Origin of the sequence: Marinovum sp., from assembly GCF_048263515.1 — a bacterium.
Taxonomy (GTDB): Bacteria; Pseudomonadota; Alphaproteobacteria; order Rhodobacterales; family Rhodobacteraceae; genus Marinovum.
This window is the reverse complement of sequence record NZ_JBLXEC010000004.1, coordinates 40,885-55,320: the sequence shown is the minus strand read 5'-3', so window position 1 is coordinate 55,320 and position 14,436 is coordinate 40,885. Positions and strand designations below refer to the sequence as shown.

The 14,436-nt window shown below is 64.8% G+C and carries 17 protein-coding genes; 6 read left to right on the top strand and 11 right to left on the bottom strand.

Annotation, left to right across the window (positions count from 1 at the left end):
* The first annotated feature begins 6 nt into the window (after nucleotides 1-6).
* From ACN0SE_RS05640 to ACN0SE_RS05625, 4 genes are all read left to right on the top strand, one after another.
* Nucleotides 7-312, top strand: coding sequence for a DUF2282 domain-containing protein (locus ACN0SE_RS05640; protein WP_417523523.1), 306 nt, complete (start codon nucleotides 7-9; stop codon nucleotides 310-312).
* 88 nt (nucleotides 313-400) lie between these two features.
* Nucleotides 401-1,258 carry a DUF692 domain-containing protein gene (locus ACN0SE_RS05635; RefSeq protein ID WP_417523522.1) on the top strand — a complete coding sequence of 286 codons (858 nt, stop codon included), beginning with the start codon at nucleotides 401-403 and terminating at the stop codon, nucleotides 1,256-1,258.
* Nucleotides 1,255-2,007, top strand: coding sequence for a putative DNA-binding domain-containing protein (locus tag ACN0SE_RS05630; protein ID WP_417523521.1), 753 nt, complete (start codon nucleotides 1,255-1,257; stop codon nucleotides 2,005-2,007). Before ACN0SE_RS05635 ends, ACN0SE_RS05630 begins: the two co-directional genes overlap by 4 nt.
* A complete protein-coding gene (locus ACN0SE_RS05625; protein WP_417523520.1) occupies nucleotides 2,004-2,576 on the top strand; it encodes a DoxX family protein in 573 nt (190 codons plus the stop codon). The genes ACN0SE_RS05630 and ACN0SE_RS05625 overlap by 4 nt, the downstream gene beginning before the upstream one ends.
* On the opposite strand, the gene ACN0SE_RS05620 is transcribed toward ACN0SE_RS05625, so the two are convergent.
* The 9 genes from ACN0SE_RS05620 to ACN0SE_RS05580 form a co-directional block, all read right to left on the bottom strand.
* Nucleotides 2,573-3,064 (bottom strand): hypothetical protein, encoded by a 492-nt coding sequence (locus tag ACN0SE_RS05620; protein WP_417523519.1) that lies wholly within the window; start codon nucleotides 3,062-3,064, stop codon nucleotides 2,573-2,575. The genes ACN0SE_RS05625 and ACN0SE_RS05620 overlap by 4 nt on opposite strands.
* A gap of 67 nt (nucleotides 3,065-3,131) precedes the next feature.
* Nucleotides 3,132-3,416 (bottom strand): HlyU family transcriptional regulator, encoded by a 285-nt coding sequence (locus ACN0SE_RS05615; protein WP_417523518.1) that lies wholly within the window; start codon nucleotides 3,414-3,416, stop codon nucleotides 3,132-3,134.
* 161 nt (nucleotides 3,417-3,577) lie between these two features.
* Complete coding sequence (locus tag ACN0SE_RS05610; protein WP_417523517.1) at nucleotides 3,578-3,826, bottom strand: hypothetical protein; 249 nt, start codon at nucleotides 3,824-3,826, stop codon at nucleotides 3,578-3,580.
* A 396-nt stretch (nucleotides 3,827-4,222) separates the two neighbouring features.
* The gene (rpoD, locus tag ACN0SE_RS05605) at nucleotides 4,223-6,205 is read right to left on the bottom strand and encodes an RNA polymerase sigma factor RpoD (RefSeq protein WP_417523516.1); all 1,983 of its coding nucleotides are present in this window, start codon (nucleotides 6,203-6,205) and stop codon (nucleotides 4,223-4,225) included.
* A gap of 113 nt (nucleotides 6,206-6,318) precedes the next feature.
* The gene (gene dnaG / locus ACN0SE_RS05600) at nucleotides 6,319-8,295 is read right to left on the bottom strand and encodes a DNA primase (protein ID WP_417523515.1); all 1,977 of its coding nucleotides are present in this window, start codon (nucleotides 8,293-8,295) and stop codon (nucleotides 6,319-6,321) included.
* Nucleotides 8,296-8,341: 46 nt separating this feature from the next.
* A complete protein-coding gene (locus tag ACN0SE_RS05595; protein WP_417523514.1) occupies nucleotides 8,342-8,632 on the bottom strand; it encodes a hypothetical protein in 291 nt (96 codons plus the stop codon).
* Nucleotides 8,633-8,723: 91 nt separating this feature from the next.
* Nucleotides 8,724-9,146, bottom strand: coding sequence for an NUDIX hydrolase (locus tag ACN0SE_RS05590; protein WP_417523513.1), 423 nt, complete (start codon nucleotides 9,144-9,146; stop codon nucleotides 8,724-8,726).
* Between the two features lie 3 nt (nucleotides 9,147-9,149).
* The gene (locus tag ACN0SE_RS05585; protein ID WP_417523512.1) at nucleotides 9,150-9,518 is read right to left on the bottom strand and encodes a hypothetical protein; all 369 of its coding nucleotides are present in this window, start codon (nucleotides 9,516-9,518) and stop codon (nucleotides 9,150-9,152) included.
* Between the two features lie 83 nt (nucleotides 9,519-9,601).
* Nucleotides 9,602-9,916: an ArsC/Spx/MgsR family protein gene (locus tag ACN0SE_RS05580; RefSeq protein ID WP_417523511.1), complete on the bottom strand. Its 315-nt coding sequence runs from the start codon at nucleotides 9,914-9,916 to the stop codon at nucleotides 9,602-9,604.
* Nucleotides 9,917-10,139: 223 nt separating this feature from the next.
* Between ACN0SE_RS05580 and ACN0SE_RS05575 the strand changes: the two genes are divergently transcribed.
* Complete coding sequence (locus tag ACN0SE_RS05575) at nucleotides 10,140-10,346, top strand: cold-shock protein (RefSeq protein ID WP_048530545.1); 207 nt, start codon at nucleotides 10,140-10,142, stop codon at nucleotides 10,344-10,346.
* Nucleotides 10,347-10,420: 74 nt separating this feature from the next.
* Here the strand turns inward: ACN0SE_RS05575 and ACN0SE_RS05570 are convergent, their stop codons facing one another.
* Entirely contained in the window at nucleotides 10,421-11,326 is a 906-nt protein-coding gene (locus ACN0SE_RS05570) for a LysR family transcriptional regulator (RefSeq protein WP_417523510.1), read from the bottom strand.
* Between the two features lie 90 nt (nucleotides 11,327-11,416).
* Here ACN0SE_RS05570 and metF point away from each other — a divergent pair, with 90 nt between their 5' ends.
* A complete protein-coding gene (gene metF / locus ACN0SE_RS05565; RefSeq protein WP_417523509.1) occupies nucleotides 11,417-12,283 on the top strand; it encodes a methylenetetrahydrofolate reductase [NAD(P)H] in 867 nt (288 codons plus the stop codon).
* 396 nt (nucleotides 12,284-12,679) lie between these two features.
* Here the strand turns inward: metF and lpdA are convergent, their stop codons facing one another.
* Complete coding sequence (gene lpdA, locus ACN0SE_RS05560; RefSeq protein ID WP_417523508.1) at nucleotides 12,680-14,428, bottom strand: dihydrolipoyl dehydrogenase; 1,749 nt, start codon at nucleotides 14,426-14,428, stop codon at nucleotides 12,680-12,682.
* Nucleotides 14,429-14,436: the final 8 nt, after the last annotated feature.

The window sequence follows — 14,436 nt, the reverse complement described above, 5'->3', positions numbered from 1 at the left end:
GTATCAATGTCGAATATCATGAAAACCGTAGCCGTTGCCGGCGCCGTGGCCGCCGCACTTGCCGCCCAGACCACCACCGCGACCGCGCAGGAAAAAGAGAAGTGCTTCGGCGTGTCGCTGGCCGGCGAAAACGACTGCGCCGCCGGCCCCGGCACCACCTGCGCCGGCACCTCGAAAGTGGATTACCAGGGCAATGCCTGGACGCTGGTCGATGCCGGCACCTGCGCCGAGATCGAACTGCCCGCGATGGCCGACGGCTCGCCGCGCATGGGCTCTCTCGAAGCGCTCGAGCGCGACGTTCCCGCGAGCTGATCCTCAGCCACAGGCTGGGCAGCCTGCCCGCCTTTGTGCGACACTGGGGTGGGCAGTCCTGCCCACCCTGCGACCTTGCGGAGATGCCATGCCCGATGCCAGCCGCCCCTTCGAGGCCCTGCCCGCCATGCCCGGCGTGGGCTACAAGCCGCAGCATTACAGCCAAATCATCGCCGATGCCGCGCCGGTGGAGTGGCTGGAAATCCATGCCGAGAACTACATGGGCGACGGCGGCCGCCCACTGGCCCAGCTGCGCGCCCTGAGCGAACGCTTTGCCATTTCCGTGCATGGCGTCGGCCTGTCGATCGGCGGTGAAGAGGCGCTGGACCGCGACCACCTCGCCCGGCTCAAGACACTTTGTGACTGGCTGCAACCGGCGAGCTTTTCCGAGCATCTGGCCTGGTCGACCCATGACAGCCATTTCCTGAACGACCTGCTGCCGCTGCCTTATACCGAGGCCACGCTGGCGCGGGTCTGCGATCACATCGACCAGCTGCAAGAGGTGCTGGGCCGGCAGATGCTGCTGGAGAACCCCTCCTCCTACCTGGTCTTCTCTGAAAGCACCTGGGACGAGCCCGCCTTCCTTGACGAAGTGGCGCGGCGCACCGGATGCGGCCTGCTGCTTGACGTCAACAACGTCTTTGTCTCGGCCACCAACCTCGGGTTTTCGCCGCAGGAATATATCGACGCCTTCGCCCTGCCCCGCGTCGGCGAGATCCACCTCGGCGGCCATGATGAGGATGCCGACGACCATGGCGCGCCGCTGCTCATTGACAGCCACGGGCGTGCGGTGGTCGATCCGGTCTGGACGCTTCTGGACTACACCCTCGCCCGCTCCGGCCCCCGGCCGCTGCTGGTGGAATGGGACAACGACGTGCCCGACTGGCCGGTGCTGCGCGACGAGGCGCGCCGCGCCGCCACGGCGCTGGCGCAGGTGGCGGCATGACCAGTCAGGCCGCCTTTCGCCAGGCACTGCTCGATGGTGGCGCAGACCGGCCCGACGGCTTGGTCGACGGTCAAGGCCGGCCCGCCGGACGACGCTATGACGTCTATCGCAACAATATCGCCACCTCGCTGGGCGAGGCGCTGGCCACCGGATTTCCCGCCGTGGCCAAGCTTCTGGGGGCCGAGAATTTCACCAATCTCGCCGCGCTCTACCTGCGGCAGGCGCCGCCGAGCTCACCCCGGATGATGCTCTATGGCGCGGGCTTCGGTGACTTCCTCGACGGCTTCGAGCCACTGGCGCGCTACCCCTATCTCGGCGATGTCGCACGGCTCGAATTTGCCCTGCGCGAGAGCTATCACGCCGCCGACGCGGCGCCTCTGCCGCCCGAAGCCCTGTCGCTGGAGCCCGAGGCGCTGATGGCCGCGCATCAGCGCTTGGCGCCGTCGCTGCGGCTGCTGCGCTCTTCCTATCCGGTGGTGTCGATCTGGCGCTACAACATGGTGCCCGGCAGCCCCAAGCCCGCCGCCGTGGCGGAAGACGCGCTGATCCTGCGCGCCGAGTATGATCCCGAACCGCATGTGCTGCCCGCCGGCGGCGCGACATTCATCGACGCGCTGCAGGCCGATGCCCCGCTCGGCACCGCCTATGAGGCGGCGTTGGAAGAGGCGCCGGCGTTTGACCTCGGCGCGGTACTCAGCCTGCTTCTGGCCGGCAATGCATTGACAGACCTGAAGAAAGGCACGCCATGACCGCGCTTGTGAACCTGCACGACATGATTTCCGACGCCATCGAGCGGGCGCTTGACGGGCTCTTGCCGCTCTTGGCGCGGCTGGTCTTTGCCGCCGTGCTGCTGGTCTATTTCTGGAACTCGGCGATGACCAAGCTGGGTGATGGGCTGTTCGGTTTCCTGCAACCCTCGACCGGGGCCTATGCGCAGATCTTCCCCAAGGCGATGGAGGCGGTGACCTATGATGTCAGCCAGCTTGGCGTCTTTCACTGGCTGGTGGTCGTGGCCGGCACCTGGGCGGAATTTCTGCTGCCACTGATGATCGTTCTGGGGCTGCTGACGCGGCTGGCGGCGCTGGGGATGATCGGCTTTGTCGTTGTGCAGAGCCTGACCGACCTCTACGGTCACGGCGGCATCAACCACCCCGAGACCCTTGGCGCCTGGTTCGACCGGGTGCCGGATGCGGCGATCCTCGACCAGCGGGCCTTCTGGCTGTTTGTCTTCCTGGTGCTGGTGATCAAGGGCGGCGGCGCGCTGTCACTGGACCGGGTGATCGGCCGCGCGGTGCTGGGCCGGACCCACGCCGATTAGGAACAGCTGCCCCAGGAGCGGGTCTGCAGGTCCCAGCACTGGCCATTTTCTTCCTTGGCGTTGAACAGCGGCGAGAAATCGGCAACGCCGATTGCCTCGACCTGACAGGTCAGCGCGGCGATCTGCAGCCCGTCGCGGGTGACGGTCAGCGCCGCCTTCTGTTTCAATTCGCCCAGTCGGTCGAAACTGTGATTGATGCGGTACTCGAAGGCGCCATTGGCAAAGGCCACTTCCTCCCAGTAGGTCCGGCTGATGCCCGGCCAGGGGGTCATGTAGATATCCTGCACATGGCGCGAAAACACGATGTCCGGCGCCTTGCCCGGCACGCCATAGGCGTAATAGGCCGCGTCGCCCTGCAGGCAGACCCTGATCTCGGTCTTGCCGCCTTCGACCGTGCAATGAAACAGCGGCGTGCCGGCGTCACCGTAACAGGCGGCGGCGGCGCCGGTGGGCAGGCAAAGGGCGGCGAGAGCAAGCTTTTTGATCATAGGGGTCTCCGGTCACGCTGCAACCTGACCCGGAACCTGTCGCGGGGTCAATGCTCAAGACGGGGGCTCAGCCGAAGAGCCGCTCGCCCTGTTCGTCGATCACCTGACGCGCCTTGAGCAACGACATGCGCTCGGCCTCTTGTGGGTCCGAGACGATATCGGCGCGGATGAGCTCGTGGGTTTTCAGGCTGCCGTCGATCTCTTTCTCGATTCGCGCGCCGATGCGGTAGCCGCCGGTCTGTTTGACCGGCGCGGGGTAGATCAGGAACCCGTTGTGTTCCTCGGGCTGCGCCTCGTCCTTTGCCGGTTTGGACGCGCTGCCGCCGCCGAAGAGTTTCTTGAGAAGTGACATCAGGTTTCCCCCATCGTGTGGTGGGCGGGTGGCTCCCCCGCCTTGCGTTGCGGTCACATTACACCAAGCGGATTTGATGCGGAATGCGCCAGGCTGGTGTCATTCATGCAAAAAGGCCGCCAACGAGGGCGGCCTGCGGTTTGCTGGGTGTCTGTCGTCGGTCAGAGGACGACGCAGACCACTGTCGGCAGATCGGAGGTATTGGCGAAGAAGCCGGAGTGGCCGCCGTCGGTCACCACCGGCTGCGCCGCAAGGTCCCTCAGGGTCTGTTCGCAGCGGGCCAGATCCTTGGCCGCGACTTCCACCTCGAGCACCAAGGGTGCGCTGTCGTCCCATTGCGCATCCGTGGCAGCAAAAACTCCGGCGGCAGCGACGCTGGCAGCGATGGCGGTGGGGATGAGGCGGATCATGGCAGTCTCCTTCGGTGTTCGAAAGGTGAACGCTGCCGGGGGTGGTTGGTTCCGCGGGAGTGGGAAAATATTGGTGGGGGTCGGGTAGATGTGTGAATGAAGGGCTTGGCGGGCGCTATATCTGGCGTTCCCGCTCGTTCAAATTTTACAAGCCGCGCATTGCCGGCGCGCGCGGTGGCGATCCTACCGCAGTTCGGCAGCGCTTTATCCTCGCCAAGTCCGGAAGACGTCCGATCGAGGCGCTTGCGTCAGCCAAATCGCCGCCGCGTGGGGGCGCGTCATGCCGGAGGCATGCCTCTGGCATGACGATGCGCGGCGGCCTGCGGCCTTGATTCCGCGCAGGCTCCGGCCTTAAAGCCAAAAAAAACGCCGGGCGACAAACGCCCGGCGCAAACCTCACTGATCCAGGAACGACCGCAGCTTGCGGCTCCGCGACGGGTGCTTGAGCTTGCGCAGCGCCTTCGCTTCGATCTGACGGATCCGCTCGCGGGTGACCGAGAACTGCTGGCCCACTTCTTCGAGCGTGTGGTCGGTGTTCATCCCGATACCGAAACGCATGCGCAGCACCCGCTCTTCGCGCGGGGTCAGCGACGACAGAACCCGCGTCGTCGTTTCCTTCAGGTTCTCCTGAATGGCCGAATCCAGCGGCAGGACGGCGTTCTTGTCCTCGATGAAATCGCCGAGCTGCGAATCTTCCTCGTCGCCAATCGGCGTTTCGAGCGAGATCGGTTCCTTGGCGATCTTCATCACCTTGCGGACCTTCTCGAGCGGCATCTGCAGCTTCTCGGCCAGTTCTTCGGGCGTCGGCTCGCGGCCGATCTCGTGCAGCATCTGGCGGCCGGTGCGCACCAGCTTGTTGATCGTCTCGATCATGTGCACCGGGATACGGATGGTGCGCGCCTGGTCGGCGATCGAGCGGGTGATCGCCTGACGGATCCACCATGTCGCATAGGTCGAGAACTTGTAGCCGCGGCGATATTCGAACTTGTCGACGGCCTTCATCAGGCCGATGTTGCCTTCCTGAATGAGATCAAGGAATTGCAGCCCGCGGTTCGTGTACTTCTTGGCAATCGAGATCACCAGGCGAAGGTTGGCCTCGACCATCTCCTTCTTAGCCTGACGCGCCTCTTTCTCGCCCTTCTGGACCTGGCCGACGATGCGACGGAACTCGGGGATGTCGAGTCCGACGTATTGCCCGACCTGCGCCATCTCGTTGCGGTATTCCTCGACCTTGTCAGCCGAGCGCTCGATGAACATCTGCCAGCCGCGGCCGGGCTTTTCGGCCATCCGCTCAAGCCACGACGGGTCGAGCTCGTAGCCGCGATAGGCCTCGACGAATTCGCGGCGGTTGATCCGCGCCTGGTCGGCCAGCTTCACGATGGAACTGTCGATCGCCATGATCCGGCGGTTGATGCCGTAGAGCTGGTCGATCAGCGCCTCGATCCGGTTGTTGTGCAGGTGAAGTTCGTTCACCAGTTCGACGATCTCGGAGCGCAGCTTCTGATAGGTCGCCTCTTCGGCTTCGGAGAAGGTGCCATCCTCGTTCAGCGTGGCCGAGATCCGGCTGTCCTGCATTTCCGACAGGCGCGAGTAATCGTCGGCGATCCGGTCGAGCGTTTCGAGAACCTGCGGCTTTAGCGCGGTTTCCATCGCGGCCAGCGACATGTTGGCCTGCTCGTCCTCGTCCTCGTCGTCATCCTTGGCAATCGGGTTGCCGTCGGCGTCGTACTCGGGGCCGGATTCTTTCTTGGGCGCGGTGGCGACATTGGCGGCCTCGACCACCGGTTCGCCCACCCCGCCCTCTTCGTCGAGCTGGCCCGAGAAGGTGGTCTCGAGGTCGATCACGTCGCGCAGCAGAATGTCTTCGGACAGAAGTTCGTCACGCCAGATGGTGATCGCCTGGAAGGTCAGCGGGCTTTCGCAGAGCCCGGCGATCATCGTATTGCGGCCGGCCTCGATCCGCTTGGCGATGGCGATCTCGCCCTCGCGGCTCAGCAGCTCGACCGATCCCATCTCGCGCAGGTACATGCGCACCGGGTCATCGGTGCGGTCGAGCTTTTCCGCACTGCCGGACGACAGCGCAACTTCGCCGGGCTTGCGGGTCTCGACCAGATCGGTCGCACCCTTGTTGTCGTCTTCCTCGGCGTCCTCGTCATCTTCGGTGACCTGGATGCCCATTTCCGACAGCATCGACATCACGTCTTCGATCTGGTCCGAGGAAACCTGATCCGGCGGCAGCACGGAATTGAGCTGGTCGTAGGTGATATATCCACGCTCGCGCGCTTCGCCGATCATCTTCTTGACCGCGGCCTGGCTCATGTCCAGAGACACGTCTTCTGAGGCGTCGGTCTTCTGATCGTCGGTGTCTTTGGCGGCCATGCGGGGCTCCTGTTTGCGGCGCGAGTGATTCGCTCGGACGAATCATTACCGAATCTGAGCGATTCGTGCAGCGTTCTACGCCGAATTATCTACAATTTCCTCACCAAACCGCGTTATTTACGGGGTTTGGCATGTGCGATCCGGTCCAGAAGGGCGTCCAGCTTGTTGCGTTCGTCTCGATTGATTCGCGCGCCATTGGGTCCGGTGTCATATTCCGTGTTGTCCTCCTGCGAGCCCGAGGCGGCGCGATTGCGCGCCTCGGCCGCCTGTCCCAGCCGCCATGTCACCGCTTCGTCGGCGATCTGGCTCAGGTCTTCGGCGGCCTCTTCGATCTCGGCCTGCAACCCGTGATGCGCCGTCAGTTTTGCGAATTCCTCTGCCAGGGTCATGCGGGCCAGATCGAGATCGCCGGGTTTGCGGATGCACGGGATGATTGCCACATGGCGCATGGCGAGCAGATTTTCAAGTCCGTCCGGCCCCAGGGCCATCTCGATTTCTTCGCAGAGCCGCTCGGCCCCCTTGTCCGCGTGGCGCAGGATCAGGTCGCGCAGCCGGACATGTTCGGGGGTGACGCAGTTGAGATTTTCCAGCGCATGTTCAAAGAGCGGCACTACCTGAGGCGTGCGGATCGCCGCCGCCAGGATCACCGCCTCGCGCATGGCGGCAAAGGCTGCCTCGTCGGCCGCGGCCAGCAGCGACGCCTTGGTGCCGGGGCGCGGCGGTTCCGGCACCTGCCAGCGTTTCTGGCCGGGTTTCCACGGCGGGCGGTTCTGCTTGCCCTGTTGACCGCCGCCACGGCGCCGACCGGCGCTGAACAGCTCCCAGCGCAACTCCTTGATTTCCTGGCCATAGTGGCTGCGGATCGAGGGGTCCTTGATCAGGGTGATCTTTTCGCGCAGCGCTTTGTCGAGCGCCGCCTTGCGCTCTGGGCTGTCGAGCACGCGGCCTTCCGTCTCGCGCCGCCAGAGCAGTTGCACCATCGGCAGCGCCTGGTCGAGCAGCGCCTGCACCGCCGCGGCACCCTTGGCCCGCAACAGGTCGTCGGGGTCCTGCCCCTCCGGCATCAGCGCAAAGCGCAAGGATTTCCCGGCTTCGAGCAGCGGCAGAGCAAGGTCGATCACCCGGTGCGCGGCGCGCAGGCCGGCGGTGTCGCCGTCGAGCGCGATGATCGGCTCGTCGGACATGCGCCACATCAACCGCAGCTGCTCTTCGGTCACCGCAGTGCCCAGCGGCGCGACCGAAGCGGCAAAGCCGCCCTCGACCAGGGCGATCACGTCCATGTAGCCCTCGGCCACCACCAGCGGCTGGCCCTTGCCACAGGCCTCGCGCGCGGGGCCGAGGTTGTAGAGGTTGCGGCTCTTGTCAAAGAGCTCGGTTTCCGGCGAATTCAGGTACTTGGCGTTGTCGTTCGGGTCCATCGCCCGGCCGCCGAAGGCAATCGCCCGGCCCCGAGCATCGCGGATCGGAAAGATGATGCGGCCGCGAAAGGTGTCATAGGGCCGCCCGCCCTTCTGGCTGGGTCGGGCCAACCCGGCAGCGAGGATCAGGTCCTCGGCCACGTTCTTGGCGCGCAGATGGTCCCAGAGCCCCTGCCAGGTGTCGGGCGCAAAACCGATCTCGAAGCGTTCGAGCGTTTCAGGTGCCAGCCCGCGGCGTTTCAGATAGCTCCGCGCCTCGGCCGCGGCGCCGGTGCGCAGCTGCAGGCGGAAGAACTGCACCGCCTGTTCCATCACCTCGCTCAGGATGGTGCGGCGGTCAGCCTTCTGCTGGGCCTGCGGGTCACGCGCCGGCATCGGCAGGCCGGCTTCGCCTGCAAGGATCTCGACCGCGTCCATGAAGCCGACATTCTCGGTCTCGCGGACAAAGGAGATCGCGTCGCCCTTGGCGTGACAGCCAAAGCAGTAGTAGAAGCCCTTGCGGTCATCCACGTGAAAAGACGCGCTTTTTTCGTGATGAAAGGGGCAAGGCGCCCACATGTCGCCCTTGCCCTGATTGCTCTTGCGGGGATCCCACATGACCTTGCGGCCCACCACGTCGACAAGCGACAGGCGGGTGCGCAGTTCGTCGAGGAATCCGGGGGGCAGGCTCATGGGGTCTTATATTGGCGCTGCCGCGCCAAGAGTCGAGTCCGCCCGGTTACTGTGCCGCGCACTGGGTGGCGAAAGCCTGCCCGGCCTCGGCGGTCAGATGCTCCTTGGGCAACCCGTTGTACACCCAGTCGGTGAGATGCGGGATGGTGCCGACGAACCGTTCCTGATCGCCGGTGTACTCGGCGGCGACCGCTTCCATCGCGGCCATCATCTCGGTGCCTTCGACCCGTTCGGCGACGATCCTGTCGACGATGCCGCCCATGATGGCGCAATCGGGGTTGGCGGCCAGGGTGGTGGTGGGCAGCAGCGCGAGGCAGGTCACAAGTGCAAGACGCATGTCAGTTCTCCTTCGTTGCCGGGTGAGGTAGTGCATTCCCGCCCGCGTCTCCAGCCCCCGGCTGCGCCATCGGCGAAAGCACGCACATCGCTCAAGGCTCCAGCGCCCGGCGCAGCACGGTATCCACGTCTCGCGACAGCGGCAGGGCGCCAGACAGCACGTCGTCGACCGGGTGCCAGGCTGCCTCGGCGGCATCGTCGCAGGCGGTGAGCGTGCCCTCGGGCGCGGTGCAACGCACGGCGATCAGCAGGTAGTGAAACAGCAGCGCGCCATTGTCGTCATGACGGATCAGGTCGAGATGGGTCAGCGTCTCGACCGGGGTGGCGCTGAGGCAGGTCTCTTCCAGCAGTTCGCGGGCGGCAGCGGCATGCACGGTCTCGCCAGCCTCGACATGGCCGCCGGGAAACCCCCAGAGCCCGGCGTCGGGCTTGGGCGGCGCGCGGCGCACCAGCAACACCTGCCCGGCCTCGATCACCACGGCCAGAGCACCGATCCGGGGGGTGACCGCTGTCATCGCTCAGAAATGCGCCTTGGGTTCATCAGGCTTGCCGGCCAGCAGCGCCAGCAGACCGCCAAGACCGGTAAAGGCGATGGGGAACATGGTGCCGACGTTGAAGCCATAGGCCACATACATCAGCCCGCAGGCCAGAAGCAGCAGCACCCCACCCCAGAGCGCCCGCGATTTCGACATGGCACCACCGGCAATCGCCAGCAGGGGCGACAGGACGGCGGCGGCGCGGATCAGCTCGACATTGGTCAGCTGGTGGGCCAGCCCCTCGATCTCGCCATAGCGGCCGACCATCTCGGTGTAGCCGTAGCTGAAAAAGCCGACGATCATGGCAATGATGCCGCCAATCACGCCGAGGGTCGATGCTGCATTGCGCATGCGGGCTCCTTTGGTTGCGTGCTTTTCAGGTAGGCAATCAGCGGCGCAGTTCCAAGCCGGGGAATTCGCCGGAGGATTTCCCCCTACCCCGCCAGCGCCGCCTGTGTCTCGTCGGTCCAGCCCAGGTACATCGCCGCATCGGTCGCGATCAGCGGCCGTTTCATCAGCGTCGGATGGGCCTGAAGCAGCGCTTCCGGGGCCTCGGCGCGCTGGGTTTCGCTGAGACCACGCCAGGTGGTCGAGCGGGCGTTGACCAATTTTTCACCAAACTGTGCAATCGCCCGGCGCAGCACCTCTGGCGGCAAGCCCTCGGCGCGGACATCGACGAATTGCGCATTTGGCAAGGCTTTCAGCGCCTTGCGGCAGGTGTCACAGGTTTTCAGACCATAAAGCTGCATCTCTGCCTCCGGGATTTTTCCGCAAATTATCACCGGGGGCCGCCGGGGCCAGTGCTTGTTCTTGATTTTTTACATTGTCGTGCAATCCTTGACCCTACGTGACCTTCGACACTCCGGTGACCGGGGCGGGCCAACCCGTACCGGACACCGAACCGGCGGCGGTGGCGCACAAGACCCGGAAAACCATTGTTTCCGGCAAGGCAAAGTTGAAGGAGACGCGGACATGCCGACGGGCACCGTGAAGTGGTTCAATACCACAAAAGGATATGGATTCATCGAACCGAGCGAAGGCGGCAAGGACGTATTCGTTCACATTTCAGCAGTGCAGCGGTCCGGATTGACCGGGCTGGCGGACAATCAGAAGGTGGAATACGCGCTGGAAGACGGCCGCGACGGGCGCCAGATGGCGGCCGATCTCAAACTGGTTTGATCCTTTAACAGAACGAGGAAAGCCCGACCGGGCTTGAGGAGCGCCTCCTTGGCCCGGTGCCGGGCCGCCTCGGCTCAGGCCGCCTGCAACCGTGCCGCCTCTGACCGGGCGAGCGCGATCAGGTCCTGCATGTAGGGCTTGGCCACGTCCTCGGCCCGGGTCGCGGCATAAAGCGTGCGGGTCAGCCCCGTTTCGGTCAGCGGCCGGGTGATGTAGTCGGAATTGTACTTCACCTCGCGCACCACCCAATCAGGCAGCACCGCGATGCCGCGGTTCGAGGCCACCAGCAGCAGGATCACCGCCGTCAGCTCGGCCTGACGCACCGCCGCCGGCTCGACCCGCGCCGGGATCAGCAGTTGGCTGAAGACGTCGAGCCGCGTGCGCTCCACCGGGTAGGTGATCAGCGTCTGGCCGCGGAAATCCTCGGCGTCGACATAGGGTTTGGCGGCCAGGGGATGGTCCTTCGAGGCGACAAAAACCGGCGCATAGTCAAAGAGTTCCGAGAATTCGACGTGCGCGAGGTTCTCCGGATCGGAGGACACCACCAGGTCGACCTCTTCTTTCTGCAGCGCCGGCAGCGCGTCGAAAGCCAGGCCGGGTCGGATGTCGACATCGACGTCCGGCCAGGATTTGCGAAACGCCTCGAGCACCGGAAACAGCCATTCGAAACAGGCGTGGCATTCGATGGCGATGTGCAACCGGCCGGACTTGCCGTCGCGCAGACCGGTGAATTCGTCCTGCAGCTTCTCGATCTCGGGCAGGATGCGTTCGGCCGCGCGTAACAGCCGCATGCCCGCCGCCGAGAGCTTCATCGGTTTCGACCGGCGAACGAAAAGCTCGACCCCGGCCTGATCCTCCAGACCCTTGATCTGGTGGCTCAGCGCCGACTGCGTGATGTTGAGCTGATCCGCCGCCCGCGCCAGGCCGCCGGCCTCGTGGATGGCCTTGATCGTGCGCAGGTGGCGAAACTCGATATGCATATGCGGCTCATAATGGTGATGAGATTTATGAGTTTGTCTCACATGTCCGCATTTGCGACAAGGAGGAAACTTAGACAGGAATCGTGACCCATGAGTGCTCCCGCCGTTTCGTTCGAATTCTTCCCGCCGCGTGATCTCGAGGCATCTTTCCGGCTCTGGGACACGGTTCAGGTTCTGGCGCCGCTCGAGCCGCGCTTTGTCTCGGTGACCTATGGCGCCGGTGGCACCACCCGCGAGCTGACCCGCGACGCGGTGGCGACGCTGCACAAATCCTCGGGCCTCAAGGTCGCCGCGCATCTGACCTGCGTCGATGCCAGCCGCGAAGAAACCCTTGGCATTGCTCAGGACTTCGCCAAGGCCGGGGTAAGCGACATCGTGGCGCTTCGCGGTGATCCGCCGAAGGGCGCCGACCGTTTCGTGCCCCATGCCGAGGGGTTCGCCGACAGCTGTGAACTGATCTCGGCGCTCAAGCAGAGCGGCGATTTCACCGTCCGCGTCGGTGCCTATCCCGACAAGCACCCCGAGGCGGCGGACGAGCAGGCCGATATCGACTGGCTCAAGCGCAAGCTCGATGCCGGCGCCGATGAGGCACTGACCCAGTTCTTCTTCGAAGCCGAGACCTTCCTGCGCTTCCGCGACCGCTGTGCTGCCGCCGGAATCACCGCGCCGATCGTGCCGGGCATCCTGCCGATCGAGAACTGGAAAGGCGTGCGCAATTTCGCCAAGCGCTGCGGCACGCCGGTTCCGGCCTGGCTCGAGGATGCCTTCGACAAGGCGATCCGCGACGAGCGCGAGGACCTGCTGGCCACCGCGCTTTGCGCCGAGATGTGCGATACCCTGGTGGGCGAAGGCGTGGATGCGCTGCATTTCTATACGCTCAATCGGCCGGAGCTGACGCGAGACGTCTGCTTTGCGCTCGGCGTGACGCCGAAGGCGCGGCTGGAAAACGTGGCCTGAGGCCAGGTATGTCGCCGTCCCGGACTTGATCCGGGACCTCATGTGCGACGCGGAGGCGCCGGATCAGGTCCGAGGCAGGTGATGGAAAAAGGACCGGGCGCCCTGCCCGGTCCTTTTCGTATCTGGGCGGCCTTCGGAGACTTTGGCGAAAGCAGCGCATTGCCGGCGCGCGCGGTGGCGAACCTACACCAATTCTGCAGCACTTTATCCCAGTCACCCCGAACTCAGAACGTGCGACGCGCCCAGGCCGGCCAAATCGCCAGCGCGTGGGGGCGCGCCGGCGATGCGCGGCGGCCTGCGGCCTTGATTCCGCGCAGGGTGCATAGATCAACCACCATCTCCAAACGAAAAAAAGACCGGGGGTCTCCCCCGGTCCTTCTCACTCCAGAAACACCCTCAGTGTTTCTTTTTCTTCTTCGGCGGCATCAGGTCGGTGATCGTGCCTTCGAACATCTCGGCGGCAAAGTTCACCGTCTCCGACAGCGTCGGGTGCGGGTGGATGGTGTGACCGAGATCGACCGCATCCGCGCCCATCTCGATCGCCAGCGCCACCTCGGCAATCAGGTCGCCGGCGTTGGTGCCGACGATCAGCCCGCCGATGATCCGGTCGTCTTCCGGATCGAACAGCAGCTTGGTCATGCCTTCCGACCGGCCGTTCGACAGCGCCTTGCCAGAGGCCGCCCAAGGGAAGACCCCCTTCTCGTAGGTGATGCCCTTGGCCTTGGCCTCGGTCTCGGTGATGCCGGCCCAGGCCACTTCCGGGTCGGTATAGGCTACCGAGGGGATCAGACGCGCGTCGAAGAAGCGCTTCTGACCGGCGCAGACCTCTGCCGCCACCTTGCCCTCGTGCACCGCCTTGTGGGCGAGCATCGGCTGGCCGACCACGTCGCCGATGGCGAAGATGTGGTTCACGCCGGTGCGCTGCTGGCCGTCGACGGCGATGAAGCCGCGGTCATCGACCGAGACACCGGCCTTCTCGGCATCGATCAGCTTGCCGTTGGGCTTGCGGCCCACGGCAACGAGGATCTTGTCGAAGGTATCGGTGGTGATCTCGCCCTTGTCGTCCTCGAAGGTGACCTTGAGGCCCTTTTTCTCGGCCTCGACCGCGGTGACCTTGGTCTTCAGCTTGATCGCCTCGTAGCGGCCCTCGATCCGCTTGTGCAGCGGCTTGACGATGTCCTTGTCGGCGCCGGGGATGATCTGATCCATCAGCTCGACCACGGTGATCTTGGAACCTAGGGCGTCGTAGACGCAGGCCATTTCCAGACCGATGATGCCACCACCGAGAACAAGCATCCGCTTGGGGATGTCCTTGAGCTCAAGCGCGCCGGTCGAGTCGATCACCCGCGGGTCGTCATGCGGAATGAAGGGCAGGCTTACGGGCTCGGAGCCGGCGGCGATGATGCATTGATCAAAGCTCACGGTCTTCTTGCCGTCGTCCCCCTCGACCTCGATCATGTTGGGGCCGGTGAACTTGCCATAGCCTTGCACCACCTCGACCTTGCGGCCTTTGGACAGACCCTTCAGACCGCCGGTCAGCTGACCGACAACCTGATCCTTGAAGGCGCGCAGCCCGTCGAGATCGATCTTCGGCTTGGAGAAGGACACGCCGTGCGCGGACATCTCTTCAGCCTCGGTGATCACCTTGGCGACGTGCAGCAGCGCCTTTGACGGGATGCAGCCGACGTTGAGGCAGACACCGCCGAGCGAGGGATACTTCTCGATCAGCACGACCTTCTTGCCGAGGTCGGCGGCGCGGAACGCCGCCGTGTAGCCGCCGGGGCCGGAGCCCAGAACCACCACTTCGGCATGAATGTCGCCCTTGCCACTGGCGGTGCCGGTGGCCGCGACGGATTTCGGCGCTTCGACCGGGGCCGCGTCGGCCGCTTTCGGCGCCTCCTCGGAGGTGCCGGCATCGGCGCCTTCGAGAACGATGATGACGGTGCCTTCGGAGACCTTGTCGCCCTCGGCGACCTTGATCTCCTTGACGGTGCCAGCCGCTGGGCTGGGCACTTCCATCGTGGCCTTGTCGGATTCCAGTTCGATCAACGGGTCTTCTTCGGCCACGGTGTCCCCCACCGCGACCAGGATCGACACCACGGGAACTTCGGAGAAATCACCGATATCGGGTACTTTGACGTCCATGGTTCTCT